Source organism: Otoolea muris, from assembly GCF_943193115.1.
In the GTDB taxonomy this organism is placed as follows: Bacteria; Bacillota; Clostridia; order Lachnospirales; family Lachnospiraceae; genus Otoolea; species Otoolea muris.
In genome coordinates this window covers 60,019-86,321 of the sequence record NZ_CALPCY010000018.1, presented here as the reverse complement: position 1 = coordinate 86,321, position 26,303 = coordinate 60,019, and the positions used below count along the sequence as shown (strand labels likewise).

General features: G+C 50.0%; 35 protein-coding genes, 1 tRNA gene and 1 pseudogene. 6 read left to right on the top strand and 31 right to left on the bottom strand.

The window, feature by feature from the left end; genetic code table 11:
* The 26 genes from NFS31_RS12720 to NFS31_RS12595 all read right to left on the bottom strand — a co-directional run.
* A partial coding sequence (locus tag NFS31_RS12720) for a ParB N-terminal domain-containing protein (protein ID WP_251495609.1) occupies positions 1 to 593 on the bottom strand: 593 nt, incomplete at its 3' end.
* 5 nt (positions 594 to 598) lie between these two features.
* A complete protein-coding gene (locus tag NFS31_RS12715) occupies positions 599 to 832 on the bottom strand; it encodes a hypothetical protein (protein ID WP_251495607.1) in 234 nt (77 codons plus the stop codon).
* 5 nt (positions 833 to 837) lie between these two features.
* Positions 838 to 1,590, bottom strand: a complete 753-nt coding sequence (locus NFS31_RS12710; protein ID WP_251495605.1) for a ParA family protein — start codon at positions 1,588 to 1,590, stop codon at positions 838 to 840.
* 26 nt (positions 1,591 to 1,616) lie between these two features.
* Entirely contained in the window at positions 1,617 to 2,027 is a 411-nt protein-coding gene (locus NFS31_RS12705; RefSeq protein ID WP_251495603.1) for a VRR-NUC domain-containing protein, read from the bottom strand.
* 239 nt (positions 2,028 to 2,266) lie between these two features.
* Complete coding sequence (locus NFS31_RS12700; RefSeq protein ID WP_251495601.1) at positions 2,267 to 2,431, bottom strand: hypothetical protein; 165 nt, start codon at positions 2,429 to 2,431, stop codon at positions 2,267 to 2,269.
* A 1-nt stretch (position 2,432) separates the two neighbouring features.
* The gene (locus NFS31_RS12695; protein WP_251495598.1) at positions 2,433 to 3,200 is read right to left on the bottom strand and encodes a rolling circle replication-associated protein; all 768 of its coding nucleotides are present in this window, start codon (positions 3,198 to 3,200) and stop codon (positions 2,433 to 2,435) included.
* A gap of 181 nt (positions 3,201 to 3,381) precedes the next feature.
* A complete protein-coding gene (locus NFS31_RS12690) occupies positions 3,382 to 3,870 on the bottom strand; it encodes a DUF7768 domain-containing protein (RefSeq protein ID WP_251495596.1) in 489 nt (162 codons plus the stop codon).
* Position 3,871: 1 nt separating this feature from the next.
* Positions 3,872 to 4,120, bottom strand: a complete 249-nt coding sequence (locus NFS31_RS12685; protein ID WP_251495594.1) for a hypothetical protein — start codon at positions 4,118 to 4,120, stop codon at positions 3,872 to 3,874.
* Positions 4,113 to 4,415, bottom strand: a complete 303-nt coding sequence (locus NFS31_RS12680; RefSeq protein ID WP_251495592.1) for a hypothetical protein — start codon at positions 4,413 to 4,415, stop codon at positions 4,113 to 4,115. The genes NFS31_RS12685 and NFS31_RS12680 overlap by 8 nt, the downstream gene beginning before the upstream one ends.
* Positions 4,405 to 5,142 (bottom strand): single-stranded DNA-binding protein, encoded by a 738-nt coding sequence (locus tag NFS31_RS12675; RefSeq protein WP_251495591.1) that lies wholly within the window; start codon positions 5,140 to 5,142, stop codon positions 4,405 to 4,407. The genes NFS31_RS12680 and NFS31_RS12675 overlap by 11 nt, the downstream gene beginning before the upstream one ends.
* Complete coding sequence (locus NFS31_RS12670; RefSeq protein ID WP_251495590.1) at positions 5,123 to 5,398, bottom strand: hypothetical protein; 276 nt, start codon at positions 5,396 to 5,398, stop codon at positions 5,123 to 5,125. The genes NFS31_RS12675 and NFS31_RS12670 overlap by 20 nt, the downstream gene beginning before the upstream one ends.
* 47 nt (positions 5,399 to 5,445) lie before the next feature.
* Positions 5,446 to 5,631, bottom strand: coding sequence for a hypothetical protein (locus NFS31_RS12665; RefSeq protein ID WP_251493161.1), 186 nt, complete (start codon positions 5,629 to 5,631; stop codon positions 5,446 to 5,448).
* A gap of 17 nt (positions 5,632 to 5,648) precedes the next feature.
* On the bottom strand, positions 5,649 to 5,864 hold the full coding sequence (locus NFS31_RS12660) for a defense against restriction DarA-related protein (RefSeq protein WP_251493163.1): 216 nt from the start codon (positions 5,862 to 5,864) through the stop codon (positions 5,649 to 5,651).
* A 180-nt stretch (positions 5,865 to 6,044) separates the two neighbouring features.
* Complete coding sequence (locus NFS31_RS12655; RefSeq protein ID WP_251495589.1) at positions 6,045 to 6,356, bottom strand: long-chain fatty acid--CoA ligase; 312 nt, start codon at positions 6,354 to 6,356, stop codon at positions 6,045 to 6,047.
* Positions 6,356 to 6,739 (bottom strand): hypothetical protein, encoded by a 384-nt coding sequence (locus NFS31_RS12650; protein WP_251495588.1) that lies wholly within the window; start codon positions 6,737 to 6,739, stop codon positions 6,356 to 6,358. Before NFS31_RS12650 ends, NFS31_RS12655 begins: the two co-directional genes overlap by 1 nt.
* Entirely contained in the window at positions 6,726 to 7,052 is a 327-nt protein-coding gene (locus NFS31_RS12645; RefSeq protein WP_251495587.1) for a hypothetical protein, read from the bottom strand. Before NFS31_RS12645 ends, NFS31_RS12650 begins: the two co-directional genes overlap by 14 nt.
* Before the next feature lie 306 nt (positions 7,053 to 7,358).
* Positions 7,359 to 7,452 (bottom strand) — tRNA-OTHER (locus NFS31_RS12640).
* A 20-nt stretch (positions 7,453 to 7,472) separates the two neighbouring features.
* Positions 7,473 to 8,294, bottom strand: a complete 822-nt coding sequence (locus NFS31_RS12635) for a phosphoadenosine phosphosulfate reductase domain-containing protein (RefSeq protein ID WP_251495586.1) — start codon at positions 8,292 to 8,294, stop codon at positions 7,473 to 7,475.
* Positions 8,295 to 8,327: 33 nt separating this feature from the next.
* Entirely contained in the window at positions 8,328 to 8,519 is a 192-nt protein-coding gene (locus NFS31_RS12630; protein WP_120436414.1) for a helix-turn-helix domain-containing protein, read from the bottom strand.
* The gene (locus tag NFS31_RS12625; RefSeq protein ID WP_251495584.1) at positions 8,503 to 8,820 is read right to left on the bottom strand and encodes a hypothetical protein; all 318 of its coding nucleotides are present in this window, start codon (positions 8,818 to 8,820) and stop codon (positions 8,503 to 8,505) included. Before NFS31_RS12625 ends, NFS31_RS12630 begins: the two co-directional genes overlap by 17 nt.
* Before the next feature lie 591 nt (positions 8,821 to 9,411).
* Positions 9,412 to 9,972, bottom strand: a complete 561-nt coding sequence (locus tag NFS31_RS12620) for a glycerol-3-phosphate responsive antiterminator (RefSeq protein WP_251495582.1) — start codon at positions 9,970 to 9,972, stop codon at positions 9,412 to 9,414.
* A gap of 315 nt (positions 9,973 to 10,287) precedes the next feature.
* Complete coding sequence (locus tag NFS31_RS12615; protein WP_251495580.1) at positions 10,288 to 11,085, bottom strand: HAD-IIA family hydrolase; 798 nt, start codon at positions 11,083 to 11,085, stop codon at positions 10,288 to 10,290.
* A 166-nt stretch (positions 11,086 to 11,251) separates the two neighbouring features.
* Positions 11,252 to 12,538: a TRAP transporter large permease gene (locus tag NFS31_RS12610; protein ID WP_251495578.1), complete on the bottom strand. Its 1,287-nt coding sequence runs from the start codon at positions 12,536 to 12,538 to the stop codon at positions 11,252 to 11,254.
* Between the two features lie 4 nt (positions 12,539 to 12,542).
* The gene (locus NFS31_RS12605) at positions 12,543 to 13,028 is read right to left on the bottom strand and encodes a TRAP transporter small permease (protein ID WP_251495576.1); all 486 of its coding nucleotides are present in this window, start codon (positions 13,026 to 13,028) and stop codon (positions 12,543 to 12,545) included.
* A gap of 53 nt (positions 13,029 to 13,081) precedes the next feature.
* Positions 13,082 to 14,158, bottom strand: a complete 1,077-nt coding sequence (locus NFS31_RS12600) for a C4-dicarboxylate TRAP transporter substrate-binding protein (protein WP_251495574.1) — start codon at positions 14,156 to 14,158, stop codon at positions 13,082 to 13,084.
* A gap of 164 nt (positions 14,159 to 14,322) precedes the next feature.
* Entirely contained in the window at positions 14,323 to 15,060 is a 738-nt protein-coding gene (locus NFS31_RS12595; RefSeq protein WP_251495572.1) for a glycerophosphodiester phosphodiesterase, read from the bottom strand.
* A 341-nt stretch (positions 15,061 to 15,401) separates the two neighbouring features.
* On the opposite strand from NFS31_RS12595, the gene NFS31_RS12590 reads away from it, so the two are divergent.
* Entirely contained in the window at positions 15,402 to 16,190 is a 789-nt protein-coding gene (locus tag NFS31_RS12590) for a DUF6612 family protein (RefSeq protein WP_251495570.1), read from the top strand.
* A 34-nt stretch (positions 16,191 to 16,224) separates the two neighbouring features.
* Here NFS31_RS12590 and NFS31_RS27705 read toward each other — a convergent pair whose 3' ends face one another.
* The gene (locus tag NFS31_RS27705) at positions 16,225 to 16,329 is read right to left on the bottom strand and encodes a DUF6783 domain-containing protein (RefSeq protein WP_465223436.1); all 105 of its coding nucleotides are present in this window, start codon (positions 16,327 to 16,329) and stop codon (positions 16,225 to 16,227) included.
* Here NFS31_RS27705 and NFS31_RS28330 point away from each other — a divergent pair.
* Positions 16,285 to 16,434: pseudogene (locus NFS31_RS28330) on the top strand (DUF6783 domain-containing protein); the annotation flags it as partial. The gene NFS31_RS27705 and the pseudogene NFS31_RS28330 overlap by 45 nt on opposite strands.
* A 21-nt stretch (positions 16,435 to 16,455) precedes the next feature.
* On the opposite strand, the gene NFS31_RS12585 reads toward NFS31_RS28330, so the two are convergent.
* The 4 genes from NFS31_RS12585 to NFS31_RS12570 form a co-directional block, all read right to left on the bottom strand.
* Complete coding sequence (locus NFS31_RS12585) at positions 16,456 to 17,544, bottom strand: sugar kinase (RefSeq protein ID WP_251495568.1); 1,089 nt, start codon at positions 17,542 to 17,544, stop codon at positions 16,456 to 16,458.
* Between the two features lie 15 nt (positions 17,545 to 17,559).
* Positions 17,560 to 18,657, bottom strand: coding sequence for a sugar kinase (locus NFS31_RS12580; RefSeq protein ID WP_251495564.1), 1,098 nt, complete (start codon positions 18,655 to 18,657; stop codon positions 17,560 to 17,562).
* 138 nt (positions 18,658 to 18,795) lie between these two features.
* Positions 18,796 to 20,295 (bottom strand): tagaturonate reductase, encoded by a 1,500-nt coding sequence (locus NFS31_RS12575; protein WP_251495561.1) that lies wholly within the window; start codon positions 20,293 to 20,295, stop codon positions 18,796 to 18,798.
* A 61-nt stretch (positions 20,296 to 20,356) separates the two neighbouring features.
* Complete coding sequence (locus tag NFS31_RS12570) at positions 20,357 to 21,841, bottom strand: UxaA family hydrolase (protein WP_251495558.1); 1,485 nt, start codon at positions 21,839 to 21,841, stop codon at positions 20,357 to 20,359.
* Positions 21,842 to 22,216: 375 nt separating this feature from the next.
* On the opposite strand from NFS31_RS12570, the gene NFS31_RS12565 reads away from it, so the two are divergent.
* The 4 genes from NFS31_RS12565 to NFS31_RS12550 all read left to right on the top strand — a co-directional run bounded on the left by NFS31_RS12565 (position 22,217) and on the right by NFS31_RS12550 (position 26,273).
* The gene (locus NFS31_RS12565) at positions 22,217 to 23,215 is read left to right on the top strand and encodes a LacI family DNA-binding transcriptional regulator (protein WP_331482616.1); all 999 of its coding nucleotides are present in this window, start codon (positions 22,217 to 22,219) and stop codon (positions 23,213 to 23,215) included.
* Positions 23,216 to 23,415: 200 nt separating this feature from the next.
* Complete coding sequence (locus tag NFS31_RS12560; protein WP_251495613.1) at positions 23,416 to 24,438, top strand: TRAP transporter substrate-binding protein; 1,023 nt, start codon at positions 23,416 to 23,418, stop codon at positions 24,436 to 24,438.
* A gap of 3 nt (positions 24,439 to 24,441) precedes the next feature.
* Positions 24,442 to 24,948, top strand: a complete 507-nt coding sequence (locus NFS31_RS12555; RefSeq protein WP_251495555.1) for a TRAP transporter small permease — start codon at positions 24,442 to 24,444, stop codon at positions 24,946 to 24,948.
* 17 nt (positions 24,949 to 24,965) lie between these two features.
* On the top strand, positions 24,966 to 26,273 hold the full coding sequence (locus tag NFS31_RS12550) for a TRAP transporter large permease (protein ID WP_251495552.1): 1,308 nt from the start codon (positions 24,966 to 24,968) through the stop codon (positions 26,271 to 26,273).
* The last annotated feature ends 30 nt before the right edge of the window (positions 26,274 to 26,303 follow it).

Sequence of the window (26,303 nt, the reverse complement as noted above, 5' to 3'; positions counted from 1 at the left end):
ATACCCATATTGCCGCTCTTAAGCTGCTCTTTTACCTCTGGCGTGGCGTTATTGTTTATGCTCTCCATTCTGGCTACATTCGTGGGGCTTTCATTCAGCATAGCGGCTATCAAATCACGCATTTTGCCTTGTATCTCTAGCCCGTCCTCTTTTTTTGCCCGCATCAGCGCCGCTTTGGTTCGCTCTACTAATCTTGTTTTTTCATAGGCTGTAAGCGGCTGTGTATATCCATTGCCAGCCAGTAGCCGCAGCTCATACATAGCCTCGCTCATATCCATATAGCGGTAGAGGACTTTTTCATACTCTTTGTGTCCCCGCTCCAAATTCAGAATATTAGCGGCGTTGCGTCTGTGTCCGTCGATTATGAAATACTCGCCCTTTATCCTCGCTAAAACCGTTGGTTGCTCTTGCCCTACGTGTAAAAAGCTGTCTGCCAGTTCCTCTATGTTCTCTAAGCTCTGGTGCGTGTTCTCCTGCGCCGCCTTTACCTCATACGGGCTTAAATAAATCTCTTTGTATCCCTCTGCCGCTGTTGGCGCTCCCGCTGCCTTTGTCTTTGCGTTCAAAATGTCATTTATACCAAACTTTGCCATATTCTTTACCTCGCTTTCATCTTTTCACACAATGTTATGTCTTTTTCTTGTACGTGTATTTTCTCTTCGCTTTCTTCCCCTATATGCCTAGCCCACCAATCATTTTTTAACGCTTGGCAGTACCTTACCCCTGCACCATTTCCACCACGCCCAGCATTATAACGTTTCCCGCATAATATGCACTCAACAAATCTATATCCTGCTATCTGATAATCTTTTCTATAGTTTTCTTTTCCCATTTTCTTTACCTCGCTTTCCCCGTATATGCCGTCACAAATTTCTTGTACCCCTGCGCCGCCCCGCAGCACGGGCTATACTCATAGATAGGCTTTTGCAGGAAAGAATTTTCCGCTACTTTTTTTGAATATCTTACAATCCCCAGAATATTATATATTCCCTGCTCTTCCAGCCACTCCACGCCTGCGCTCTCCCCGTCCGTGTTCTGGTATGACGTAATCAGAACGCCCGCCAGCTTAATTGCTGGGTTATACTCTTTTACGTCCTCTATCTGCTCTGCCACAATGTCCAGCCCCTCTAAAGCGTAATTATCCAGCTTTACGGGTACTATAACCTCGTCCGTTATTGCCAACGCATTTATCACGTTAAGCCCTATGTCTGGCGGGTTATCTATGATGCAGTAATCATAGTGCCATAACTTGCAAGCGCTATACCGCTCCGTCTGGTTTTCGTTTTCCTCTTTGGTTAAATTCCATGTAGCGCCGAAAAGTGACATATTCGCCGTGATAATGTCTATGCCCTCATACTCCGTATGCTGTATTATTTCCTCTGGGTTTAACCATTCCCCGCTAAGCAGCTTTGTTATCGGCGCTACGCTCTCTGCGTCGTATCTTCCGTATGCCTTGCTTAAGTTACCCTGCTTGTCATTATCCAGCAGCAGGACTTTATAGCCCCTGCGGTAAAGCTCATACGCCATATTTGCCGCTGTAAAGGTCTTGGCTACGCCGCCCTTTAAGTTCAAAATGCTTATTGTTTTCATTCTCTGCCTCTCTTTCTGCGCCGCCTCTAGCGCATTGTAATTGTTTCCTGCTCTTGTGTAAGCTCTTCTGGGTGCAGTAAATACCGCTCTATCAGTTCTGCCGCTGGCTGCCAGCCATAGCATACCGCCGTATAATATCCCTGCTGCCGCAGATACTCTAACCAGCGTTTCTGATTGTCCGTTGTGGTATTCTTTCCAGCCTTAAGCTCTATGTACAGCCCGTGGTATCCTGCCCGTACTGCTGGTAGCACAATGTCTGGCACTCCCGCCTTAACGCCCTGCCTCTTAAGCGCCGTGGCTGTCGCCTTGTCCCTTTTGCCGCCGTTTGGTACATGATGCAGATACTCTAATTCTGGCATACGCCCTTGCTGGTATGCCGCCCAGCTAAATAGCGCCTCTTGATGCCCGCTCTCGTCGTCCAGCCTAAAGTTTCTCATGTTCCCGCTCTCTCCTTTCCGTGCATATTTTTTTCAGTATGCGGCGCTGTATCTGCCGCTCTCTTTCTGGCACTGTTTTTATGGCTATTCCTCTGCCGTCTGGCAGCCTCGCTTTATATGTCTGCCGCTCCTGCTCTATCTGTCCGCTGCATATGCTGAAATACTCACACCATAGACAGCAGTGCTTACAGTTCTTGCCTCTCTGGAATAGCCAATACTTAAGCCTCTGCCTCATTCCCTTATACCCCTCTGTCGTCGTTATCGTTCCAGCGCTCCCAGTTCCTCATATCCTCGCTGGCGTGCTGTATGGCTACTGCCAGTGCGCCTGCTGCCGCCAGTCCTGCACTCAAAAGCCCTGCCCCTATGACTGCTGCCGCAATCCTTATAACCTTTACTGCCTGCATCTTATCCCCCCTCTCCTGCCAGTTTTACAAGCGTGTATCTGAAATACCCATAGCCGTAATACTCTGGGCTGTGTACCCCCTTGCTTACGCTGTCCTTGTCTACGTAGTAGCCCTTTATCGGTCTTGCCTCTGCCTTAAACCATTCACGGCTTGAAATTATCCGTATCTCTGGCTCTGGTCTTACTAAATTCCTGCTACAGTTCCAGCGCTTGCCTTGTAGCGCCCCGTCCTCTGCCTTTCTGTGCGTGTCTGTGTATTTAATCAAATATGCTGCCAGCTCCGCATAGTTCCCGCTGTCGTCCAGAGGAAACACTTTTATTCTGTTATGCCCCTCATACGCCTTATACCAGCAGCGCTGCAATATCTCTGTATCAATCTTGTTTATGACTAAGTGATGATGCCTTGCACCTTTCTTGCCTATCTCCATTACGTGTATGTATTTAAACTCTAGCCCAGCCTTTTTATACTCTTTCCTGCACTCCCTTAGAAATATATCCATGTCCTGCCGCATCTGCTCCCTAGTTCTCTCTGGCTCTCCCTTTTTCCGTATGTAGTCCAGCACTAAATGATAGTCGCCATAGCCGTAGTTGGCATTTATCAGAATACGCAACTTTCTTTCTGCCTGCCTTGTGTTTATTTTCTCCTGCTGCTCTGTGGTGGGCTTTACCTTATCCCCCCTCTTTATCCCCTGCTTTTTATATCTGCTCGTAAAATAACGCTCTATCTCTATCGTTTTACCCGCCCTTGTAATCCTCTCAACGTATGGCATATTTTTTACTCCTTTTTGGCTATCCTTGTCCTAAAGCTAATAGTTTTATCAAGTGTTAAAGCAGGCTCGCAGCCCGCATTTTCCTTGATTTTTTCGCCATACAGCGATATACTGGGTTTAGGTTGTAAAAGCTGTATAGCTTAGCCCCTATGGTATTCCCGTACCGTAGGGGCTTTTTCCTTTATCCGCTTGTAAAAAGTGCCTCTGCATACTTGTAAGCCTCTCTGTATGGCTGCTGGCAGCGGTAGCCCGTGCAAGTGTGTATCCTGCTGCCCCTGCAAAACTCGCAGGCGTGCAGCTTTGCGTACTCTTCCAGCCACGCCCTGCGGTCATGTTCCAGCTTATAGCGCAGCTTGTCTGCGTTCACTACCTCTATGCCCGCCGCATCTGCCGCCGCTATTTCGGCGCTCATTCCCTCGCTTATCCCGTACTTAACGCCCACTATCACAAAGTCGCATCTTTTCAGCAGCGTTAAGCCTGCTGCCATGCCTGCCGCCCGTTCCTCTGGCTTGTCCTCGTTTAAGCACTGCGTCATATATAAATGTGGCGTAATCGGAGCTAATCCCGCCTCTATCGCCTGCTTTGTAAGCGCCTGCGCATAATCTATGTTTCTATCCAGCTGGGCGCTGTCAGCCGCCCTATACGGGCTGCATATGTATACTGTCCTCACTCTATTCCTCTCCTTTCAGTGCCGCCGCAATCGCCTTATACTCCCGCTCTCTTTCCCTTATCTCCATTTCCAGCTTGTCAAGCCTCTTATATAGCTTGTTTACCGTGCTGTCTGGCAGCCTCTCCCCGCCACGCACTAAAGCCTTGATTATTTCCAGACTGTCTATGTCGTTCAGCTCTGCAAGTACCTGTATCTGCTGCGCCTTATGGCGTGCGTTATGGTAGCTGCGGCAGATTTCACGGTCAGTCATGCGCCGCTACTCTTGCAAGCTCATTTTCTACCAGATGCTCTACCATGTGCATTAAGTCATTGGTGCTTTTCTCCGTCATAAATCCGCACAACTCGCAGCACGTAGCAAAACCGCAGATTATGTGGTAATGCGTTACTACGTCCTGCTCTGTTTTCATGGTCTTAAGCCCGCTTATAAGGGAAGTTAAATTTATAACTGCCCGCTGCCCCAGTTCGCCGCCCGTCCCCTCTATCGGTATTGCTATCTCTGTAGCCTGCGGCTCTCCCTTGCCGTTTACTATTGTTTTAACTCTCATTCCCTGCCAGCTCCTTTCTGTTAATCAGCTGTACCGATATTTCATAAGCCGTGCGCCGCTCCCTGCTGCCGCTGTCGGTATCAATAACCTTTTCATACTGGCGGCTCTGGTATCTCCCCAGCAGTTCTACCGTGTCGCCCTGCTGCCAGCCCGCTACCTCGTCTGCCTGCTCTTGCCAGCAGATGCAGGGAATAAAGCACTTGTTACCCGTCAGCTCATTTTTTACCATTACGGAAATATCCGTAATACGCTTGCCCCTCGGTGTCGTCCTATATACTGGCTCATGCGCAATAACGCCACGTAGCGCTACGTCGTCCTGCATCATGGGATTTTTAACCATTGCCAGAAAGTCTGCCAGAATGAATACCAGCACCTTACCGCTTTCAAAGTCCTTAAGCGTCTGCACTATGCCAGATACAATAACTTTGCTGCCCTCTGTAAGAAACTCTTTAATCGGTCGCCCGTCCCTCTGCTGCCCTACGTCTACTTTTCCGTCCGTAAAGGCTACTATAACCTCGTCCAGCGTCCCCCGTGGGCGTGGCGTTTCAACCTTTGCCAGATAGCCGTTAAAGCGCAGCCCGCAAAGCTCCGTAACCTCTTCAACCTCTTTCAGCTCCCCTGCCAGCCCTGCTGCATTGTCCTTAATGCCGCCCGCTGTCAGCTCTTCCATAATCGCCGTGTTAATGTCCCGTAAAAAGTCTGGCTTTTTATCCCGCTCTCTTTTCATGCCTTACTATTTCCTTTCCGCTGTAGTTTTCCAGCATTTCTATTGCCCGCTGGTAGCAGGCTATTTCTGTATCCTCTTTCACTTTGCAGATGCAGCGCCCTTTCCTTTCGCCCTCATACTCCCAGATTTCAATAAGGTTATTGCCGTATATGTCAAAATGGCTATGCTCTCTTAAGCTGTGCCTCTTCTGTAATGCTCTGTATATCTGGTAGTATTCGTGAATAAGTGCCCTGCGCTGTTCGTCGTTCTCTTCCATGCGCCGCCCTCACTTTCGCAAAAGTATTACTTAATCCTGAATAGGTATTACTTTTTAGACGCCAGCTCGTCACACTTTAGCCGTACATACTCTGCCGCCATGTTCCGCACTTTGTCAGAAAAGCTGCGCCCCGCTACCGCCTCTATGATTTCCAGTGTTTCAGCGTCAATTTTTATGCTCTTCTGAATGTTTGCGCCTACGTGCTGATAGTTCCCGTTTTTCCATGTGTACATATTTCCACTCGCTTTCTTTATGAGAAAAAAGCAGCTGGTATAAGCTCGTAGCCGTCAATGTCTGCATTTTCCAGCGGCTTATCATACTCAATATATCCCCATGCCAGCCGCCCTATCTCTGTCACGTATTGCCGCTCATTGTAATTGTGAATAAGCATAGCTGGGTTATCCTTTGGCTTTGGATATGTCCCCGCCGATACTGGGCGCTGTGTGCTGTAATATCTGTATTTCATTCTCTTACCTCGCTTTCTGTGTGCCTCTTCCGCTTGTATTTGCAGTAATGCCACACGCAATTTACTTTGTAGCTGTTCTGTATGTAATCCTCGCTCTGGCAGCCGCCATTACTGCTGCCATAAAAAATACATTCCTTACAATAGTCTGGGTGGCATGGGTGTAATATGATTTCTGCCATACTATTTCTCTGGCATCTGGTAAAATCTCGGTACTGTAAAAGCTGCTGGCTGTACGTCCATGCCGCCCCGCATCAACGCAGCGCCGCCCTCTACTTTTAAATAACTCCTGCATACTGCTTGTATCTCGTCCAGTACCTCTATGCAGCGCTCTTTACTCTCATATACTCCCAGCGTGTACATTGACTCTGCACTCAAACATATAAATATACGGTGTTCCTTACTAACACTAAATTCTTTGTACTTTATCGCATATGAACCATTCAGCGTATATATCTCTTCGTGGTTCTGGCTGCGTATGTATACCTCACTCATTATTTGCCTCGCTTTCTGTTTCTGCCCTCTATGCTTAACCTATGTTTTTCCTCTTCCCAGTTAAAAGAAGTACACGCAATACAGCGTTTGCACTGCTCTATAGGCTCGTCGTCAAACGGTTTTCCAAATCCCAGACAAGTACCGTCCCCGTCCTTTCCTGCCTCTCCGCACTTCTTTTGTAGGCTACATTTTTCTATACGCCTGCTTATGCGGCAGCTTTTACAGATAACCTTTTTGCCCGTTGTGCAGCCCTCTTGACGTGCAAAATACGCCGCCCATTCCCTGCTTACGCCACCCGTCCTGCCTGCGTTCTTAAAGGCTGCTATCTGCTCGCCGCATATGTCGCAGTATACCTCTGTGCGTACTTCCCTATATATTGCCATTTCCTGCCCGCCTCTCTTCTGTCCTAAAATAATACTCATTCACTACCAGCATTTGCTTACTGAATACCAGCGCAAGCCCCAGCGGTACTGTGATAAGCGCTATTGTAGCGTCGCCCTCTAAAATCCATACCGCCAGCACGGTAACTGCCAGCAGCACTGCCCCTAGCGCCCTCTGCTTAAGGAAGTACCAGCGGCGGGCTTGTCTTTCCCATTCCTGCTGCCGCCTTGTCTGCTGCCAGCGCCGCATATCCGCTAAAGCATCTGCGTAGCCGTTTATATAGCTGTCCCCATATTCCCTATATACTGCTCTCATTCCCTGCCTCTTCTGGCGGCAGCCCGCATTACTACTGCCGCCACCGTGATATACAATTCCTTGCCTTGCCAAATCCCTTAAACCTTTCCTTTCGGCGGCGCTCTCTGTCTTTCCATGCCGCTTTACTCCTGCTCTGGCGTATTTATTTACTGTGTGGGCTGCTTTTCACATTAAAAAGCCGCAGAAAACTTGTTGACCGTCCACATACTCTCTAGCTGGTATGACCGCTGCTATTTTTTCACAGTATCCAGATGCAGCTATTAGCCTGCTGCCCTCTGGTGCAGGCTCGCCATGCCTGCTACCAAAACCGCCCTGCTGGAATTGAACCAGCGCCCCGCTATAGGCTTGTACTGCTATAGTCAGTTTCAAGCTCGGTATTCTGCCATTGAATTAAGGGCGGGTGCTGGCGGCAGCTGCCGCCTACTCGTCAAATATGCTTAACTTCCTATTTTCCTGCCTTATGTCCTCGTCTATGTCGTCTATATCCATACATTCATTGAAAACGCTTTGCAGGCTCTTTGCCTTTTTCCATGTGTGCTGTATCTTCATTTCTGCCCGTACATACTCTGCCGCCATTTCTGGGTATCTCTTCATATTCTCTGCGGCGTGGCGCTCTGGCATAAACATACAAAACATACAGCTACACCTACCGACGTATTCATAGCACGGGTGCGGCTCTAGCTTAAGCTCCCTGCCCTGCTCAAACATTTTGCCCTTTTCATAATCTAGGCAAGGTCTATACCAATGGCACGTAAAATCTGCTACCCGCTTTGTCTTAAGCGTCGTGCTGTGATATTCCAGTTCTGGCAGCTTTGCCCGCCCCGTGCTTTCGTCCCTGCGCTCCCCAGATACAAATAAGCACTTTGCGCCTAACTGCTGCCTATGCTGCCGTATCCATTTATCAGTTACCGCCGTTTTCAGATAAGCCGTACACCATCTGTTTTTCATATCTGGAAACTTAAGCCGCTCATTCAGCAGCAGCCCTAAAAAGCCTCTGGTATCCGATAACAGAACGGGCTTAACTCCCATGAACGCCGCCACCTTGTAAAACAGCGCTACGTTTTCTTGGTACTCGCAGCCAGTATCACAATAAAGCAGATATATCTTTTCTTTAGGGAAGTTCTTAACCGCCCAGTACAGCGCCCCCGTGCTGTCTATCCCGTTTGAGTAGCTTACTATTACGCTGGTATACTCCAAATCGCTTAATAATCCCTCTGTCGGTACTACCTTTGTGCGTGCCATTGTGTTTACCTCTCTTTCGTTGCCTCTCTGGGCTTAAAGTGTCGCCTGCGCTACGTCGGCTGTATATGTGTGCTGGTCTGTGCCGCTGCGGTTAAGTTCCTTGTAAATCGTATCTCTATGCACTCCCAGCGCTCCTGCAATCATTACTACGCTGTCGCCAGCCTTAAGCATCTTTTCTATTGTCCGTCTGTCCTCATAGCGTAATCTTTTATACTTCCTTGCCACTGTCCTTACTCTCCTTTCTTTCAACTTTAAAAAGCCAGTCTGTTTCATTTTCCGTAACCAGCCCATAATATTTATCAGTTCTGGTAAAGCAATACTCTACGCCGTAAAACTGCTTTATTACCATTTTGTAAACTTCCCACTGTGCTTGACACCAATCCGCAACTTTTCTCTCCTTTTTATATTCGTCCGTATAGTATGCGTGTTTCCTGCAAGCGCCTAATGCTATATCCCAGCTTGTTATACAATCCTTTAAGCTGCCGCCTAACTCTGTCCTTAAAAATCTCTCTTTGTTCAACTTCATACTGTTTACCTCTCTTTCGTTGTAAAAAAATAAGCGTGTCAGAGTTTCTACACTCTGCACGCTCTCCTTTTTTCTCTGCAATTTCAATAAAAAAAGAAATTCGGCAGAGGTTTAAAACCTCTTGTCGAATTTCATTCTAAAACTTATCATAAATTTCTGCCATAAATTTTGCCATTTGTTACTGAACACACCCCTGCCGGGCTGTGTTCAGTAACACGCTTCGCGATGCGCACAAACCGCAAAAAATGCGGTTTGGCGCTGTTGCTCCCGGGTTTGACCCAAGAGGGCCCGCTGTCTGTGACTTTCGCTGCGCTGCAATCACAAAAAACACCTTCGCTTTCACGATAGGCAGATGCCCCGCTGTCACCGCGTAATCGTAATGTCAGCGCTGCAGGTAAGCGCTGTCTAAATTATTACCATCCCATTTTCTGACATGGCTTACTGTCCATATCCTGACGGCTATGATTGCAGTCCGGTAAAACAGCCTGCCGGTAATGCAGCCACAGCCGGGTTCTGTTGATTCAGAACCCGGCTGCGGATACCTTATACGCCTGCCAGCCATCCCGCCACATCGCCATCATACGTCATACATCACACATACCACAATTCCTGCCTTGTGGTAGATACCGCATCCGCTCCTGCCGCGAACGCCGCCATCACATCCTTTTTATCAGACAGCAGCCCGCCTGCGATTAGCGGCATATTGGTGTATTCCCGGATCACCTTTAAGATCTTAGGCATCACCCCGGGCATGATTTCGACTGCGTCCGGGTGAAAGGCGTCGATCTGTTTTTTGAGCATGGACAGGGCGATCGAGTCTACCACAAAGGTTCTCTGTATACTGAGAAGCCCCAGCTCCCTGGCATGCTTTACCAGCGGCGCTTTGGTGCTGATGATTCCGTCCGCATGCGTGTTTTTTCTGATGAATTCCACAGCTACCTCTTTTGTATTCAGTCCGGCGATAAAATCAACGTGGACGACAGCCGTCTTGTCTTTTTTCTTGATCCGATCCACGAGCTGATCCACGTCACAGATGCTTCCAAACAGCAGGAAAATCACCTGGCAGTCTGATTCCAGGGCCGCTTTTAAGCCGTCCTCGCTTTTTACTGCAGCAATCACAGGCGATGTTTCCAGCAACTCCATCATATTCATACCTCTATTGCCTCCCTTTCATGTGAATGTACTCTCGGAATCTCTCTGCGCCTGCCTTTGCGGCTGATTTTCCGCCAGATGCACCCAAATTTAATCAACGTACGCTCCACGTACGCCTCATAAATTTGTGCGCATCTAAAATCATCTCACAAAATCAGGAACAGCGAGATTCCGAGAGTACATGTGAAGCAGTTCAAATGTCCCAGTTCAGACTGTGGTCTGGCCCTCTGATGGTTTGCCGCCGGTTATACGGAATCAAAATTGAAATCTGAATTCCGATATCTGGTTTAAAAAGCCGAAGTCTGAACCACAGCGTCAGAACCGCTTCATGAATTCACCCATTTCCTTTAAACTCTCAAAGACTGCATCCGGCGCGACGTCAGAGACGGGAAGATCCTGGGGTTTCGTTTCCCCGCTCAATACTAGGATACCGTGAGCTCCGTTTTCCACCCCTGTTTTTACATCCGTATACAGGCGGTCCCCGACAAAGGATACAGCCTCGCGCCTGGCTTTTGTAAGTGTGAGAACCATATCAACCGTTTCCCGGAAGGGCTTTCCCACATATTTCGGCTTCTGCCCTGTGGAAAGGCTGACAGCCGCGCACAGCGCGCCGCAGTCGGGTATAAAGCCGTCCTTTGTGGGGCAGTTGATGTCCAGGTGGGTGGCAAGGAAATGCGCGCCATTTCGGATATAAGTACACGCCCGCTCAAGCTTTTCATATGTCAGGGTCATGTCAAAGCCGATTACGACCGCATCCGGCATGTCCTTTGTCAGGCGGATCCCATTTTCCAGGAAATTTTCCTCCAGGTCAGGGGTTCCGACAAGATAAATCTGTTTATCCGGATAAAATTGTTTTAAATACTGAATCATCACGTCGCCGGAGGTGATGATCTGTTGACGGTTTATATGGCAGTCCATTCCGGCCAGCCGTTTGATGTAGGTTCCGGGCGATTTCGATGAGTTGTTGGTAAAAAATACAAAGCGCTTTCCCAACCGCTCCACCTCCCGGAGAAAATCGAGAGATCCATCTAAAATCTGATCGTCAAGGTAAAAGGTTCCGTCCATATCAAGTACAAAAAGCTCTGTTTCACAGAGCAGCCGTTCTCTGTCCATTTCCCTGTTCCTCTGCTTTCCCGTAACAGGTCATCCTCTGACGTTACGCATTCATTCTGATTCGTGTAAAAGGAAAGAGCGGCAGGAACCAGGCAGCCGCCGTGTTTCCTTCGCTCTCTCTTTTGTGTACACAGCCGTATTTATGCAATCATTTTAGAAATTCTGCTTAACCGTAAAGCAGATCAGGGATGAACATGGTCAGTCCCGGAATATAGGTGACAATAATCAGCGCAATCAACAGCGCTATGATGAACGGAATACATTCCTTTACAAAAGTGGTCAGCTCACAGTTGGTAATCGAGCAGCACGTAAACATCATGGAGCCAAACGGAGGCGTGAGGCCGCCGATCATGATATTAACGATGCACACGAGGCCAAAGTGAACGAGATCCACGCCAAGGCCGCTCACCACAGGGCAGAGCAGCGGGGCCAGAATGATCAATGCCGCGCCGCCTTCCAGGAACATACCCAGAACCAGCAGGAGCACGTTGATAATCATCAGCATGACATATTTGTTCTGCGTGATGCCGAGAAGAACGCCTGTAAGCATCTGGGGAATGCGCTCCCAGCTCATGTAATAGCCGAATACATTGGCTGCCACGATGATGAGGACAACGCTTGAGGTTCCCTCTATCGTTTCGCGCAGGATAATCGGAATATGCTCAAGCTTTAAATTGTGGTAGCAGACGGTTCCGACAACAATGCAGTAAAGCACAGCCACAGCGCCGGCCTCCGAAGGCGTGAACAGGCCGATTCTCAGTCCCAGAATGATTCCGAACGGGAACAGAAGCGCCCAAATGGAATCAATGGCCTGATGGAGAATCTCCCTTCCCGATGCGCGCCTCTCACGGCTGGGCGCATAACCGCGCTTGCGGGAAATCACATGCACGGTGATCATGAGGCATATCGCCATGAAAAATCCGGGGACATAACCGGCCATGAAGACCTTGCCCACCGAGACGCCGGCAATCAGCGCGTATACGATCAGGTTGATCCCGGGCGGAATAACGGGCGTAACGGCTGAGGAGGCGGCTGTGATAGCCGCGGAAAAGCCCTTGCTGTAGCCGCGCTTTTCCATTTCCGGAACCAGCATTTTACACTGCATGGCCGCATCCGCGTTTGCAGAACCGGATACGCCGCCCATCAGCATACTTAACAGAACGTTTACCTGGGCAAGGCCGCCGGGGAGATGTCCGGTCAGCACATCGGCAAAGCTCATCAGCTTTGTGCTGATTCCCGCATAGTTCATGATAGAACCTGCCATTACGAAAAAGGGAATGGCCAGGAGCGGGAAGGACTGGGTGCTGGTAATGAATTTCTGTAAAATCAGATCCGTCGGCGAGCCGGTATTCATCACGCCAAAGTAGAACAGGGAGGACGCAAAGAGGGCATATGCGATCGGGATCCCTGAAAAATATAATAGAAATACGATAATAACCGGGATAAATGCCATTTGCTCAGACCTCCTTTCCTGCTGCAATGTCTCTGATGCATTTTAATAAGTACCCGATGGAGTAAAACGTCGTAAGGCCAAAGCCCACGATCAGAGCACCGCTGACCCATGCAGAGGATACGCCCAGCACAGCGGTCGGTTTAACGTAGGACATACTTACAAACACCGCGCTCAGATACAGGAGATATCCGTTTGTAAAGACAAGGATAGCATTGACAATGAGTTTAATTAAGTTCCGTATAGGCTTTGGGAACTTGTTGACGAGGATGTCCACCCCGATATGCTGTCCCCTGCGGTAGGCCGCGGCGGATCCGAGGAACACACTCCACACAAAGCAGCTTGTCGTCACCTCTTCTGTCCAGAAAAGGCCGGTTTTCATAAAATAGCGAAGAAATACATTTACAAGGACGAGCATCGTTGTGATCACAATAAAAATACTGGCCAGTATCTCCTCGAAATGATTCAGCAAAAATTTTGTGGTTTTATTCATATCTGCTTCCTCTCTACGAAGAAGGGAGGAGAATGCCTCCTCCCTGTTAAAACTTATTTCGGCATGTTTGCAATCGACTCTTTAAATTCCTCATAACGTCCCGGGGTAACGCCCTGCATGTTCTCATAGATCGGAGCGACTGCTTTCTGGAATGCCTCTGTATCAACCTCGTTAAAGGTAATGCCCATCTCCTTTTCAAGCTTTTCTCTGGTGGTCGCTTCGCTCTCAGAGATAAATTTTACCATCTCCTGCGCGCCCTTGTCGAACTCTTCCTGAATAATAGTCTGATACTCTGCCGGAATCTTGTTCCATACATCAACGCTGATGTAAGCGCCGCATACGCCGAGGAGGTGCTTGGTCAGAGCCATTTTCTTGGCAACCTCAGCGCTTCCGTTGGTGGCATAAGCATCAATGGTTCCCTCCAAGCCGTCTACAACGCCCTGCTGTACAGCAGAGATAGTCTCAGAAAAGCCCATCGGAGTCGCTGTCGCGCCCATGTGATTTAAGGTATCTACATAGAGCTGGCTGCCAGGCGTGCGGATCTTTAAGCCCTTTAAATCATCCGGCGTTGTGATGTCCTTGTTGGTCATCATGCTCCTGAAGCCGAAGATATAGTCGAGATTTAAAATCTTAATGCCCTTTTCCTCAGCCGCCGCGAACATCTCTTTCACCGCGTCAGTCTGAAGGAGGTACTCATATTCTTCATAGGAGCTGACGAGCATCGGGCCTGCCAGGATATTGAAATCCGGCACATAGTCGCCCAGATAGGACGGATCCTCTACGGAAATGAAGTCAGCACCACGTACTACCTGCTCCACGCCGTCTTTGTAAACGGCCAACTGGCTCTGCGGGAAGGTCTGAATCTCAATCGCGCCGTTTGTCCTCTCAAGAATGGCAGCTGCAATGGAATCCATGGTCTTTGTGAGCTGCTCGCCCGGCGCGAATACATGGCTGAGCCTGAGCACCAGATGAAAATCATCCGCAGATGCCTGTCCGCCGCCTTCCGCTGCATTTTCCGCCTTCGCATCCCCGCCCTCAGCCGGAGCTTCCTTTTTACCGCCGCAAGCTGTCAAAGAAAAACAGAGCGCAGCCGCTGTCACAAGACTTAACACTTTTTTAAATTTTTTCATTTCGTTCCTCCTTCAATACTAAACAGGCTTCTGGAAACACCAGACCCTTTTTATGATACTGATATTGTATCAAATCAGTTATCATGGAATTGTAAAATACATGTAAAATCATTTTGATAAAAGCATTATCACATTCCATGATTTTTATTCCCGGTTCATTGCCGTTATCCCAGCATCTCCTGACGGATCCTGGTCACGCGGTCCGGGAAATTGCCGATGATGGAGTCCACTCCGCGGCGGATCATAGTACGGATGTCCTCCTCCTCATTCACGGTCCAGGTATTAATCTCAATACCATGGCTCTTGACCTCAGCCACCACCTCTTCCGTCATGTTGCAAAAGATGGGGTGCAGGCATTCAGCGCCGCAGTTCTTCGTATAACGTCCGGCGTCCAGAAGCCAGGTTTCTGTCAGAAGCCCGCATTTCAGATCCGGACAGAGTTCCTTCATCCGGCGGATGCTGAAATGATTAAAGGAAGAAATGATGATCTTATCCTTTAATCCAAACTCCTGAATCAGATCCCACACCTTCTTCTCAATCCCCGGATATTCAAAAATGCCTGTCTTGAGCTCGATATTGGTGATGATGTCATACTGTTTCACCAGCTCAAAGTATTCGCGGAGCGTGGGAATGTGCTGCGGCTCGCACTGGCCGGCAAAGCGGAACGATACATCGAACTTTTTCAGCTCTTCGTATGTATAATCCCGAACAAAGCCTTTTCCGTTGGTAGAGGTGCGGTCAAGCGTCTCATCATGGATGATCACCACCTCTCCGTCTTTTGTCAGGTGTACGTCGTTCTCAATTCCATCGCAGCCCGGCGTCTCACAGGCCATGCGGAAGGCCAGCATCGTATTCTCAGGATAATTACCGCTGAACCCCCTGTGAGCAAAGTTTTTTACCATCTGGTAGTTCCCCCTTTCATAGAAAAAAAGAGCATACATCCCCTCTTAGTGGATGTATGTGCTCTTTTTCTCTGACATCTGTATATAATGTACACTATAAATCCGTTTTAGTCAATCTTTTTTGTGCAATGTTTAAAATAAATATATTTGGCGCTGCTGTTTACCCCCCTGCCGGGCTGTGCCCAGTAACCAGAACGTTACCGTTCGGAGGCTGTCTGAATGGCTGGGCCAGAACGATAGCATTCCTAAAAAGACATACAATAAATGCTTGAAAAACCTTATAAAATAGAATATACTTTAAATATCAATAATTTGTAAGAAAAAACAGGAGGAAATGCAAAATGAAAAAGATTATGTCAATCATTCTTACTCTGCTGCTGATGGTATCGATGTCCATATCAGCCCTCGCCGCAGAAGATCCGGCCGCGCTTCTGGAGAGAGTGAACGCCAAAAACAGCACTCTTGATTCGATGGACTGCAAAGCGGGCGTTCATGCGGTAATACAGCTTGAGTACCCGGAATATGATGAACCGCTGAGTGCGAACATGGATATGGCGATGAACATGCAGATGGCTGAGATCAATTCCGGAAACCTGCGCTATAAAGCAGAGATGGCTATGAATCTTATGGGAATGGAGGAGTATGCCGTAGTTTTCTACAAAGACGGTTACTATTACATGGACATGGACGGGTCAAAGTTTAAATACCCCATGGATCTGAACTCAATAATCGAAAGGGCAAAAAGCACGGCATCCATCGCCCCTGAACTGGAAGCATCCCTGATGAGAAATTTATCCGTCCGCGAAGAAAACGGCATGAAGATCCTCAGCTACGAAGCAGACGCATCCGCAGTAGACGGCTATGTGAAAGAAGTCATGAGAGACATGCTGGGAGACGCCGACTATATAATGAACATGAATATCCGTCAGGTAAAAGGCGAATACGTGATCAATCAGGAAGATTACTGCACATCCATGGATATCTATATGGTCATGGATATGAGCGTAATGGATCAGAAGATGACAATCATATTGCTAATCGAATCTGACATAAATAATCCCGGCCAGCCGGTCAACGTATCCCTTCCTTCTACAGACGGATACGAGGATTTGGCAGGGTACTACTACTAAAATCAGGAAGAATAAACGAATAATATAAGAATATTTAAGGGTATCTGTTCCCTGGCCCGTTCACAACGCAGCTAGAGCGTGTTTGAAAATTCATTCCTGGCATCTGCACGCCCCACTTCGCGGTATATTTGTGCCAAATTCACTTAACGCAGCCCGCTGCGCCGCGTTCATTTGGCCAAAATCTCCCACAAAGTGGCACGCACAGCTACCAGAAAGCAATTTTCAAACACGCTCTGGCAATCTTTCCAATACTTACCTGCTACATCTACCTCTTGATATCATAATTCATATTCATCAGATTCTGAATCGCCGACACATCATCCGTAATATTCGCATCCCCACGTATCGTATGCTTAATCACGCTGCTGGCCACGGCAAAATTCACAATATCCATGGGCTTATACCCATGCATCATAGCATAGATGAGCCCGCTGGCGAAAGCGTCCCCGCCCCCGACGCGGTCGAGGATATTAAAGGTAAACAGCTTGCTCTCAAAGGTATGCCCTTCATACCACATATAAGCCTTTAAGCTGTTCTCGCTGCCGCTGTGCGCATAGCGCACATGGCGGCCGATGCATTTTAAGTTCGGATAGCGCTCAATAAATGCCTGGAAGACCGCGTCCTGCTGTTCATAGCCGGGCTGGAGGGGAACTCCGTCCTTTACATCGCCTTTACTGTGGTTTTCCTCGTCCTTCCACAGATGGTAGGGCTCGATCCCCATCAGCACATCTATGTAGGGCAGGCACTGCGTACAGAAATCTCTGGCTTCCTCCCAGGACCACAGGGTGCTGCGGAAGTTTCCGTCAAAGCTGATGGTCATTCCCATTTCCCTGGCGATGGCCATGCTGTCCAGAATCAGCTTTCGCAGGCCCTCTGAGAGAGCCGGCGTGATGCCGCTTAAGTGCAGCCAGGTAAAGCCCCCGAGAAGCTCCCTCAAGTCAAGCGCCGAATAATCGAACTCTGTAAAGGCGCTGTGCTTCCTGTCATAGATGACCTTGCTGGGGCGGATGCCGTAGCCGGTTTCAAGGTAATAGCTTCCCAGGCGGTGCGTGGGAGTCTGCTCCGGCGTGCTTAAGATAACGGGCGTGCAGTGCACGTCATTGCTTCTGAGCATACGCACCGCGCTCTTTCCAAGGCTGTTGTTCGGCACGACTGTAAAAAAGGTGCTGTCAACGCCCAGGTTGGCGAGCGCGAGCGCGATGTTCGCCTCGCTGCCGCCGTAGCTGGCCTCAAAGGTTGAGGTCATCCTGATTTTTTCATAGTTCGGCGGCGTCAGCCGCAGCATGATCTCGCCGATAGTGATAAAACGGTGTTCGCTGTTATTGTCTTTTAACAGTGGATTCATATGTTCCATAGCAAAGCCCTCTGCCTATCTCTGCACGCGGGCGCCGGCGCCGCCCATGATGGCCTCTACTTCCTTTTTGCTGGCCATGGTGGTGTCTCCGGGCGTGGTCATAGCCAGCGCTCCGTGCGCGGCTCCGTAGTTTACGGCCAGTTCCGCGTCGCCGGTCGTCATAAGGCCGTAGATTAAGCCGCTGGCAAAGGAGTCTCCGCCGCCGACGCGATCCATGATCTCAAGGCCCTTGTAATCCTTTGCCTTGTAGACCTCGCCGTCCGCCCAGCAGATCGCGCTCCAGTCATTGACCGTGGCGGTCTTTACCTCGCGCAGCGTTGTCGCCACAGCCTTGAAGTTCGGGTAAGCGTGCGCCGCCTCGTTGATCATTTTCTTATAGCCGTCTAAGTTCAGCTCCTTTAAATTCGCGTCGTTGCCCTCGATCTCAAAGCCAAGGCAGGCGGTGAAGTCCTCCTCGTTGCCAATCATGACATCCACGTATTTGGCCGCCTCTTTGTTGACCTCCTGGGCCTTTGCCTGTCCGCCGATGGCGCTCCACATGGACGGGCGGTAGTTTAAGTCATAGGAAACGATGGTTCCGTATTTCTTTGCGGTCTTGATAGCGGCCAGCACAGTCTCGCAGGACTGCTCGGAGAGAGCCGCGTAGATGCCGCCGGTGTGCAGCCAGCGCACGCCGAGCGTCCCGAAAATATAGTCAAAGTCAAAATCCTCGGGCGTGGCCTTGGAGATGGCGGTGTTCGCGCGGTCAGAGCAGCCAACCGCGCCGCGGATTCCAAAGCCCCGCTCAGTGAAGTTGATGCCGTTTCTGCACACGCGTCCGATTCCGTCGGTCTTCATCCATTTGATCAGAGAGGTATCCACGCCGCCCTGCAGGATGAAATCCTCCATCAGCATACCCACTTCGTTATCTGCAAAGGCAGTGATAACGGCGGTATTCATGCCAAAGCATCTGCGGAGCCCTCTTACCACATTGTACTCCCCGCCGCCTTCCCAGGCGCGGAAGGAGCGCGCGGTGCGGATGCGTCCCTCGCCGGGATCCAGGCGAAGCATAACCTCTCCCAGGGACACTGCGTCAAACTTACATTCTTCTTTGGGCCTTACATTTAAATTCATATGACTCTCCATTCTCTGCCGTTTGCAGGGCAGTAATTTATTTAAAAACCTGCGGCTGCCGTTTCAGCTTGGTTTGGCAGGCTTTTGTATCAATGTGGTAAATCCGGGCAGTTTTTCGCAGACGCCGGAAATGAATTTTCAAATACGCTCCAGGCACTGTTTCATCAGCTCGTAAGCGCCCTTTTCTTCAATCACCTGAAGATCCGCTGTCACTTCGTCCAGAAGGCCCGGGACTTTGGTCAGATCCTCGCCCCAGAAATCGGTATTTGCAAGAACCGCGGCCGCGAGGGTCGCTGCGTCGTCGTCCTTATGCCGGTGATAGAATTCAAGTATCGGGCGGTCGTCGTTAATCAGGTACTCGCTGCCGCCGCGCACGCCGATGAGGCCGCTGTCTTCGAGGCGTATGCCCCTGTAAAATGCGATGTAAAAGGCAAGGGATGCGGTGATGCATTTCGGCAGTTGTTCGTATTTCTCCACATAGCCTTTAAAGGACGGCAGGACTCTCGCCTTCCACTTGGAGGTGGAATTTAAGGAGATCGCTAACAGCGCGTGATCAATGAACGGATTGTTGAAGCGATCCGTCACGGCTTTGGCAAAGTCCAGAAGCTCGTTTTCCGGGAGCGTGAGGGTCGGGATAATCTCCTCATAAATCGTTTTGTTCATGAAGCCGCGGATCACGTCGTCCTTCATGCAGTCGCGCACGATATCCTGGCCGGCGAGGTAAGCGCCAAGGACCATGGAGGTGTGCGCGCCGTTTAAAATGCGCACTTTGCGCTGCTTATAGGGCTTGTGGTTGTCCGTGATCAGCACCGGAAGCCCGGCCTTGTCAAACGGAAGCTCTTTTTTGAGGCTTTCCGGGCCCTCGATGACCCAGAACCCGAAGATCTCTCCGGTGTCGATGATATTGTCCACATAGCCGAGCTCCTCACAGATGGCGGCGGCCTCGTTTCTCGGATAACCGGTTACGATGCGGTCAACCAGGGTGGAACAGAAGATATTCTCATCCTTTACCCAATTGATAAAGTCTGCGCCAAGGCCCCACTGTTCGGCGTGTTTAAGGACACATTTTTCAAGCTCTTTGCCGTTGTTATCGATCAGCTCGCAGGAGAGGATCACAAAGCCTTTTCCCTTCTCACCGCCAAATGCCTGATATCTGGCATACATAAACTGCGTAAGCTTTGCAGGGTAGCTGGCCGCGGGCCTGTCCTTGGGGCCGCAGGACGCGTCATAGCGGATGCCGGCCTCTGTGGTGTTGCAGGCAATGAAACGCAGATCCGGATTTTTGGCGCACTCCATGTAAGCCTCGTAGTCGCTGTACGGGTTTAAGCAGCGGCTGACGCTGGAGATCACGCGTTTGGCGTTGACCTTTTGCCCGTTTTCATTGCCGCGCAGGAACAGGGTGTAGAGGCCCTCCTGCTCATTGATAAAGTTTTTGACCGCTTCCCCGCCCTCGATCGGCTGCACGAGGACGACCTTGGAATTAAAGCCGGCCTTTTCATTCATAACATCAATAAAATAATCGACAAAAGCGCGCAGGAAGTTTCCTTCCCCGAACTGCAGCACGCGCTCCGGCGCATGCTCAAGCAGATAACCGCCGTAGTTTAATTCCTTCAGGACATCGTATGATAATGTTTTCATGGTTTCTTTATTCCTCCTTAAAAACCGTTATAATCCCGTGAAACGGGGAGAAGCGCGCGCATCAGAGCGTAACCCCCTGTTTGAAAATCGCCATGTCATGGAAGCCCGCTTCCTCGGCTTTGACCTTTTTTCCGGACGCGACATCAAGCACATATTGGAACAGCTCTTCCCCGAGTTCCTTTAAAGGCTTTCCGTCCACAAGCGTTCCGCAGTTAAAATCAATCCAGCCCTTTTTGTGCTCGTAAAGAGCAGAGTTGCTGGAGATCTTGACCGTGGGCACAGGCGATGCAAACGGGGTTCCGCGCCCGGTGGTAAACAGTACGATGTGAGCGCCGGAGGCGGCGAGCGCAGTGGAGGCTACGAGATCATTTCCGGGGGCGCTTAAAAGGTTCAGTCCATGCACGGCTACCGGTTCTCCGTAGGACAATACGCCTCTAACGGGAGCAGAGCCGGACTTCTGGGTGCAGCCAAGGGACTTGTCCTCCAGCGAGGAGATCCCGCCCTTCTTGTTTCCCGGGGAAGGGTTCTCGTAGATGGTCTGGTTATGGCTGGTAAAATAGTTTTTGAAATCATTAATGAGCTTTACGGTCTGTTCAAACAGCTCTTCATTCTCACAGCGGTTCATAAGCAGCGTCTCGGCCCCGAACATCTCCGGCACCTCGGTCAGGATGGTGGTTCCGCCGTTGGCGATGAGCAGGTCGGAAAATGCGCCCACGGCCGGATTGGCCGTGATGCCGGAAAGCCCGTCTGAGCCGCCGCACTTCATGCCGATGATCAGCTCGCTGCATGGGATCGGCTCGCGTGTAAATGCGCCCGCATACTTTGTAAGCTCTTTCACAAGCTCTAAGCCGTCCTGTATCTCATCCTCCGATTCCTGACAGACGAGGAATTTCACGCGGTTTTCGTCATATTCGCCGATGTATTCTTTCAAAATATCAATATTGCTGTTTTCGCATCCCAGGCCAAGCACCAGCACGCCGCCTGCGTTGGGGTGGTTGATTAAGTCTGCGAGGATGCGGCGGGTATTCTCCTGATCCTCCCCCATCTGAGAGCAGCCGTAGGGGTGTGAAAAAGCCAGAATGGAATCAACGCTTCCGGCCAGGTACGCCTGGGCGCGTTTTTCGATAGCGGAGGCGACGTTGTTTACACATCCCACAGTGGGGATGATCCAGATCTCATTGCGCACGCCCGCTCTGCCGTCCGGCCGCTTAAAGCCCTGGAATACATGGGTCTTATCTGACGTGAGCTTGGCTGCGGGCCGGGGCTGGTACGTATAGGTAAGCACATCGCCAAGGCCCGTTTTCATATTGTGCGTGTGGATCCAGGAGCCCTTGCGGATGTCCTCCTTTGCGGCTCCGATGGGCGCCCCGTACTTTATAACAGCCCCGCCGGCCGGGATATCGCACAGTGAGAATTTATGTCCCTGAGGGATATCCTCGATAAGCGTGGTTTTGGTTCCGTCGGCGGTAAGAACATCCCCTGCCCGCAGGGGCTTTAACGCGACCGCCGCGTTATCGTCAGGATGGATTCTTAAAAATGTCTGCACAGCGCAGTAACCTCCTTTTATTATAATACCAATCACCAATTTTTCATAGTTTCATTTTGCTTTAATTCGCGTAAATTATACAAGTCGGTTATTTGGCCGGGAGCGAATATGCCAAAATGGAAATTTTTCCGGGCCGCAGGCTGGTTGAAAGCAGCCTGTCTGCAAATGTAAGGGCTTACAATTAAAATATACTGTGATATAAAAAACGTCAATGATATTTTCACATAACAATACAAAATCGTCATTTTCACTAATAATTCAATCTGAAAATTGTGCAATATTTCGATTTTAAGAGACTTGATTTTACGATTTTTGTTGATATAATATAATCAGTGTAAGGGCTTACACTTCGGAAAAGAAATGAGAGGAAGTGGGATGATGAATATATACGACATTGCAAAACTGGCGGGCGTTTCGATTGCCACTGTATCAAGAGTGGTAAACGACAGTCCCAAGGTCAGCGCAAAGACAGGCGAAAAGGTGCGCAGGATTATGGAAGAAAATAATTACACGCCCAATGTGTTTGCGAGAGGGCTGGGCCTGAATTCAATAAAAACCGTAGGTATCGTATGTCCGGATGTTGCAGATACTTATATGGCAAAAGCAGTCTCTTATCTGGAAAAGAATCTGCGCGGCTACGGCTATGACTGCGTGCTGTACTGCAGCAGCTATGAGGAAGAGGATAAGCAGCAGGCGGTTGAGCTGATTTTTAAGAAGCGGATCGACGCGCTTTTGCTGGTCGGATCCGATTATTCGGGACCGGGCAATACGGATTATATTGCAAAGGCGGCGGAGCAGATCCCGGTGTTCCTTATTAACGGTTTTATGGAAGGGGAGAATATCTATTGCGTGCTGGCGGATGATTATCAGGCTGTCTATGATGTGACAGAGGAAATGCTCTTTAATGGAAAGAGAAGAATCCTGTTCCTTGAGAATTCCGTCTCCTACAGCGCGAGACGCAAGCGCAGCGGCTTTGAGGCAGCTATGCGGGATCGCGGCCTTGAGCCGGATCCAAGGCTGTTTCTCTACTCTGAGAATTCGATCCATGCCACAAGGGATCTCCTCCTGCGCCAGAGGAACCTGGATATTGACTGCGTGATTGCCACAGAGGACGGCCTTGCCATCGGGGCGCTCAAATATGCCAGTATAAGGGGATTAAAGGTGCCGGGAGAAATTAATGTCGTAGGATATAATAATTCCGAGCTCTCGATAAGCTGCGAGCCTGAGCTGACCTCGGTTGACAACCGGGTGGAGGTTCTGTGCAAAACGGCGATTGATTCGCTGATGACTGTGCTAAGCGGGGCCGGGTCAGACGTCAGGCACAGGCAGATGGTGAAATGCCATCTGATCAAGCGGAATACAACCGATTTCTGATTCCGGAGGCGAATAAGCGTATCCGTTCAGGCATGCTTTTACAGGTTCGCGGCGCCGTTACAGACACGCGGCGCCGGCGGACAGGGGAACTGTTCAGGCCGTCTGATCGGCTGCAAATTTGAAAGAAAGGAAACGTAAAAATGAAATCATGGAAAAGAACCGGTTTCACGGCGCTCGCCGCAGGAACGGCGCTCGGGTGCATGGCGCTCCTTGGCGGCTGCGGCATAAAGGGTGAGAAGCGTATTGTGCGGATTTCACATGCGCAGTCCGAAACACACCCTGAGCACCTGGGACTCCTTAAATTTAAAGCGTATATTGAGGAAAAGCTCGGCGATAAATATGAGGTTCAGATTTATCCCAACGAGCTTCTCGGAGGCGCGCAGAAGGCGATCGAGCTGACACAGACAGGCGCGATTGACTTCGTGGTGGCGGGCACGGCAAATCTGGAAAATTTCGCGGACGTGTATGAGGTATTCAGCATGCCGTATCTGTTTACATCCGAGGATGCCTATCATGAGGTGATGAACGATACAGAGTATATGGAACAAGTCTATGAGTCCACGGATGAGGCTGGCTTCCGTGTGCTGACCTGGTACAATGCCGGGACGAGAAGCTTTTATGCCAAGAAGCCAATTAATACGCCGGACGACCTGAGAGGTCTTAAGATGCGCGTGCAGCAAAGCCCGGCCAGCGTAAATATGTGCAACGCGTTCGGGGCCGCGGCCTCTCCGATGAGCTTCGGCGAAGTATACACCGCGATCCAGCAGGGCGTCATTGACGGCGCGGAGAATAACGAACTTGCCCTGACAAATAACAAACACGGCGAGGTGGCCAAGTATTACTCCTATAATAAGCACCAGATGGTTCCGGATATGCTGATCGGAAATCTCAGATTCCTGCAGGGATTAAGCGACGAGGAGTACGCAATCTTCCGCGAGGCGGCCCTTTTATCCACCAAAGAGGAGATGCAGTACTGGGATGAGCAGGTAGAAGAGGCAAAACGGATCGCCGGCGAGGAGATGGGCGTGGAATTTATTGATGTGGATGTCGAGATCTTCAAGGATAAGGTTTCCGACGTGCAGCAGGAGATGCTGGATGAAAATGAAAATATTCGCGCTCTCTATGCCTATATCCAGAGTGTAAATGAGAAATATGCCGGCGCGGCCGCCGGAGGATCCGCGGCGGCGGGTGATGCGGCAGACAATACACAGAAGGGGGAATAAGATATGGAAGCTTTACATGCCTTCAGAAAAGGGCTTAACACCGTCTTAAATTCCGCGTGCGCCCTGATTTTTGCGGCGATGGTGGCCATCGGGACCTACCAGATCGTGACGCGTTTTATATTCCGGAGCCCCAGCACGGTTTCCGAGGAGCTTCTGACCTACAGCTTTACCTGGATGGCGCTTTTAGCAACCGCATATGTATTTGGGAAAATGGATCACATGCGCATGGGCTTTATGGCGGATAAATTCAGCGAGGCAGGGCGGAAGATATTAAGCATTATCGCAGAGATACTGATTATGCTTCTGGCGGGCAGTGTAATGATATACGGCGGTTTTTCTATCATGAAGCTGACCATGACGCAGTCCACAGCGTCCCTGGGTATCCCGATGGGTGTGGTTTACACCATCATCCCCATTTCCGGTATCCTGATTGTCATTTATTCGGTACTGAACATCATTGACCTGGCCACGGGCTATGCAAAGGCCCCGGGCGGGGAGACTGAGGCGTAGAAGGGAGTGAAAGGTTTATGAATACTGCGATTATATGCGGCCTGATTATTTTAGCTGTACTTGTCGTCCTGCTTTTGGCAGGAGTGCCGATTGCGGTTGCGCTGGGGATCTCCTCCATCTGTGCAATCCTTCCGATCATGGATACCAGCATCGCTGTAGTTACAGGCGCGCAGCGTATTTTTTCCGGTATTTCCGTATTCAGCCTGCTTGCTATTCCGTTTTTTATCCTGGCAGGCAATATTATGAATAAAGGCGGCATCGCTGTCCGCCTGATTAACCTTGCAAAGGTAGTGACAGGCCAGATGCCGGGGGCCCTGGCAGAGACAAATGTGCTGGCCAACATGCTGTTCGGCGCGATCTCCGGTTCCGGAACAGCGGCGGCTTCTGCGATGGGCTCGATTATCGGGCCGATTGAAAAGGAAGAGGGCTATGATCCGAACTTTTCCGCGGCGGCGAACATTGCGACCGCGCCGACGGGCCTGTTGATTCCCCCGAGTAATGTTATGATCACCTTTTCGCTGGTATCCGGCGGAACATCAGTAGCGGCGCTTTTCATGGCGGGCTATATCCCGGGAATCCTATGGGGGCTGGCATGTATGCTGGTTATTTACATCATTGCCAGAAAGCGCGGTTACCGCAGCAAAACCCGTTTTACGGCAAAGGAAAAGTGGAATATTTTCCTGCAGGCGCTTCCGTGCCTGATGTTGATTATCATCGTAATCGGCGGCATCATCGGCGGTATCTTTACAGCCACCGAAGGATCCGTGGTAGCGGTTGTGTACAGCCTGCTTCTGTCTCTGTTCGGATATAAGTCCATTAAGGTGAAGGACATTCCGCAGATTTTAAAGGACAGCGCGGAGATGACGGGTATCATCATCTTCCTGATCGGCGTGTCGAGCATCATGTCCTGGGTCATGGCATTTACCAATATCCCGGCGGCTGTATCGTCGGGCCTGCTCTCCATAAGCAGCAATAAGATCGTTATTTTCCTGATGATCAATGTGCTGCTCCTGGTAGTCGGAACCTTCATGGATATGACGCCTGCCTGCCTGATATTCACACCCATCTTCCTGCCCGTATGCCAGGCGCTGGGGATGAATACCGTACATTTTGGCATCATGATGATTTTTAACCTCTGTATCGGAACCATCACGCCTCCTGTAGGCACCACGCTCTTTGTCGGCGTGAAGGTCGGGGGCGTCAAGATAGAAACCGTGTTCAGGCAGCTTTTGATTTATTTTGCCGCTATCTTTGCCGTGCTTATGATGGTAACCTATATCCCCCAGTTGTCCCTGTGGCTGCCGGGACTGATGGGATATGTATAAAGAGACAGGGCCGCAACCGTTTTGTTGCCA

Bases quoted from the DNA above. Each gene is read 5' to 3' on its own strand.
- NFS31_RS12625 (WP_251495584.1), bottom strand. From the start codon at position 8,820: ATGAAGTTGAACAAAGAGAGATTTTTAAGGACAGAGTTAGGCGGCAGC.
- NFS31_RS12585 (WP_251495568.1), bottom strand. From the start codon at position 17,544: ATGGAACATATGAATCCACTGTTAAAAGACAATAACAGCGAACACCGT.
- NFS31_RS12655 (WP_251495589.1), bottom strand. From the start codon at position 6,356: ATGAGTGAGGTATACATACGCAGCCAGAACCACGAAGAGATATATACG.
- NFS31_RS12555 (WP_251495555.1), top strand. From the start codon at position 24,442: ATGGAAGCTTTACATGCCTTCAGAAAAGGGCTTAACACCGTCTTAAAT.
- NFS31_RS12670 (WP_251495590.1), bottom strand. From the start codon at position 5,398: ATGGAAGAGAACGACGAACAGCGCAGGGCACTTATTCACGAATACTAC.
- NFS31_RS12710 (WP_251495605.1), bottom strand. From the start codon at position 1,590: ATGAAAACAATAAGCATTTTGAACTTAAAGGGCGGCGTAGCCAAGACC.
- NFS31_RS12565 (WP_331482616.1), top strand. From the start codon at position 22,217: ATGATGAATATATACGACATTGCAAAACTGGCGGGCGTTTCGATTGCC.
- NFS31_RS12595 (WP_251495572.1), bottom strand. From the start codon at position 15,060: ATGGTAAAAAACTTTGCTCACAGGGGGTTCAGCGGTAATTATCCTGAG.
- NFS31_RS12575 (WP_251495561.1), bottom strand. From the start codon at position 20,295: ATGAAAACATTATCATACGATGTCCTGAAGGAATTAAACTACGGCGGT.
- NFS31_RS12715 (WP_251495607.1), bottom strand. From the start codon at position 832: ATGGGAAAAGAAAACTATAGAAAAGATTATCAGATAGCAGGATATAGA.
- NFS31_RS12675 (WP_251495591.1), bottom strand. From the start codon at position 5,142: ATGAAAAGAGAGCGGGATAAAAAGCCAGACTTTTTACGGGACATTAAC.
- NFS31_RS12695 (WP_251495598.1), bottom strand. From the start codon at position 3,200: ATGCCATACGTTGAGAGGATTACAAGGGCGGGTAAAACGATAGAGATA.
- NFS31_RS12680 (WP_251495592.1), bottom strand. From the start codon at position 4,415: ATGAGAGTTAAAACAATAGTAAACGGCAAGGGAGAGCCGCAGGCTACA.
- NFS31_RS12615 (WP_251495580.1), bottom strand. From the start codon at position 11,085: ATGGACAGAGAACGGCTGCTCTGTGAAACAGAGCTTTTTGTACTTGAT.
- NFS31_RS12590 (WP_251495570.1), top strand. From the start codon at position 15,402: ATGAAAAAGATTATGTCAATCATTCTTACTCTGCTGCTGATGGTATCG.
- NFS31_RS12605 (WP_251495576.1), bottom strand. From the start codon at position 13,028: ATGAATAAAACCACAAAATTTTTGCTGAATCATTTCGAGGAGATACTG.
- NFS31_RS12620 (WP_251495582.1), bottom strand. From the start codon at position 9,972: ATGAATATGATGGAGTTGCTGGAAACATCGCCTGTGATTGCTGCAGTA.
- NFS31_RS12650 (WP_251495588.1), bottom strand. From the start codon at position 6,739: ATGGCAATATATAGGGAAGTACGCACAGAGGTATACTGCGACATATGC.
- NFS31_RS12600 (WP_251495574.1), bottom strand. From the start codon at position 14,158: ATGAAAAAATTTAAAAAAGTGTTAAGTCTTGTGACAGCGGCTGCGCTC.
- NFS31_RS12685 (WP_251495594.1), bottom strand. From the start codon at position 4,120: ATGACTGACCGTGAAATCTGCCGCAGCTACCATAACGCACGCCATAAG.
- NFS31_RS12705 (WP_251495603.1), bottom strand. From the start codon at position 2,027: ATGAGAAACTTTAGGCTGGACGACGAGAGCGGGCATCAAGAGGCGCTA.
- NFS31_RS12700 (WP_251495601.1), bottom strand. From the start codon at position 2,431: ATGCAGGCAGTAAAGGTTATAAGGATTGCGGCAGCAGTCATAGGGGCA.
- NFS31_RS12560 (WP_251495613.1), top strand. From the start codon at position 23,416: ATGGCGCTCCTTGGCGGCTGCGGCATAAAGGGTGAGAAGCGTATTGTG.
- NFS31_RS12580 (WP_251495564.1), bottom strand. From the start codon at position 18,657: ATGAATTTAAATGTAAGGCCCAAAGAAGAATGTAAGTTTGACGCAGTG.
- NFS31_RS12635 (WP_251495586.1), bottom strand. From the start codon at position 8,294: ATGGCACGCACAAAGGTAGTACCGACAGAGGGATTATTAAGCGATTTG.
- NFS31_RS12610 (WP_251495578.1), bottom strand. From the start codon at position 12,538: ATGGCATTTATCCCGGTTATTATCGTATTTCTATTATATTTTTCAGGG.
- NFS31_RS12645 (WP_251495587.1), bottom strand. From the start codon at position 7,052: ATGAGAGCAGTATATAGGGAATATGGGGACAGCTATATAAACGGCTAC.
- NFS31_RS12550 (WP_251495552.1), top strand. From the start codon at position 24,966: ATGAATACTGCGATTATATGCGGCCTGATTATTTTAGCTGTACTTGTC.
- NFS31_RS12665 (WP_251493161.1), bottom strand. From the start codon at position 5,631: ATGTACACATGGAAAAACGGGAACTATCAGCACGTAGGCGCAAACATT.
- NFS31_RS12660 (WP_251493163.1), bottom strand. From the start codon at position 5,864: ATGAAATACAGATATTACAGCACACAGCGCCCAGTATCGGCGGGGACA.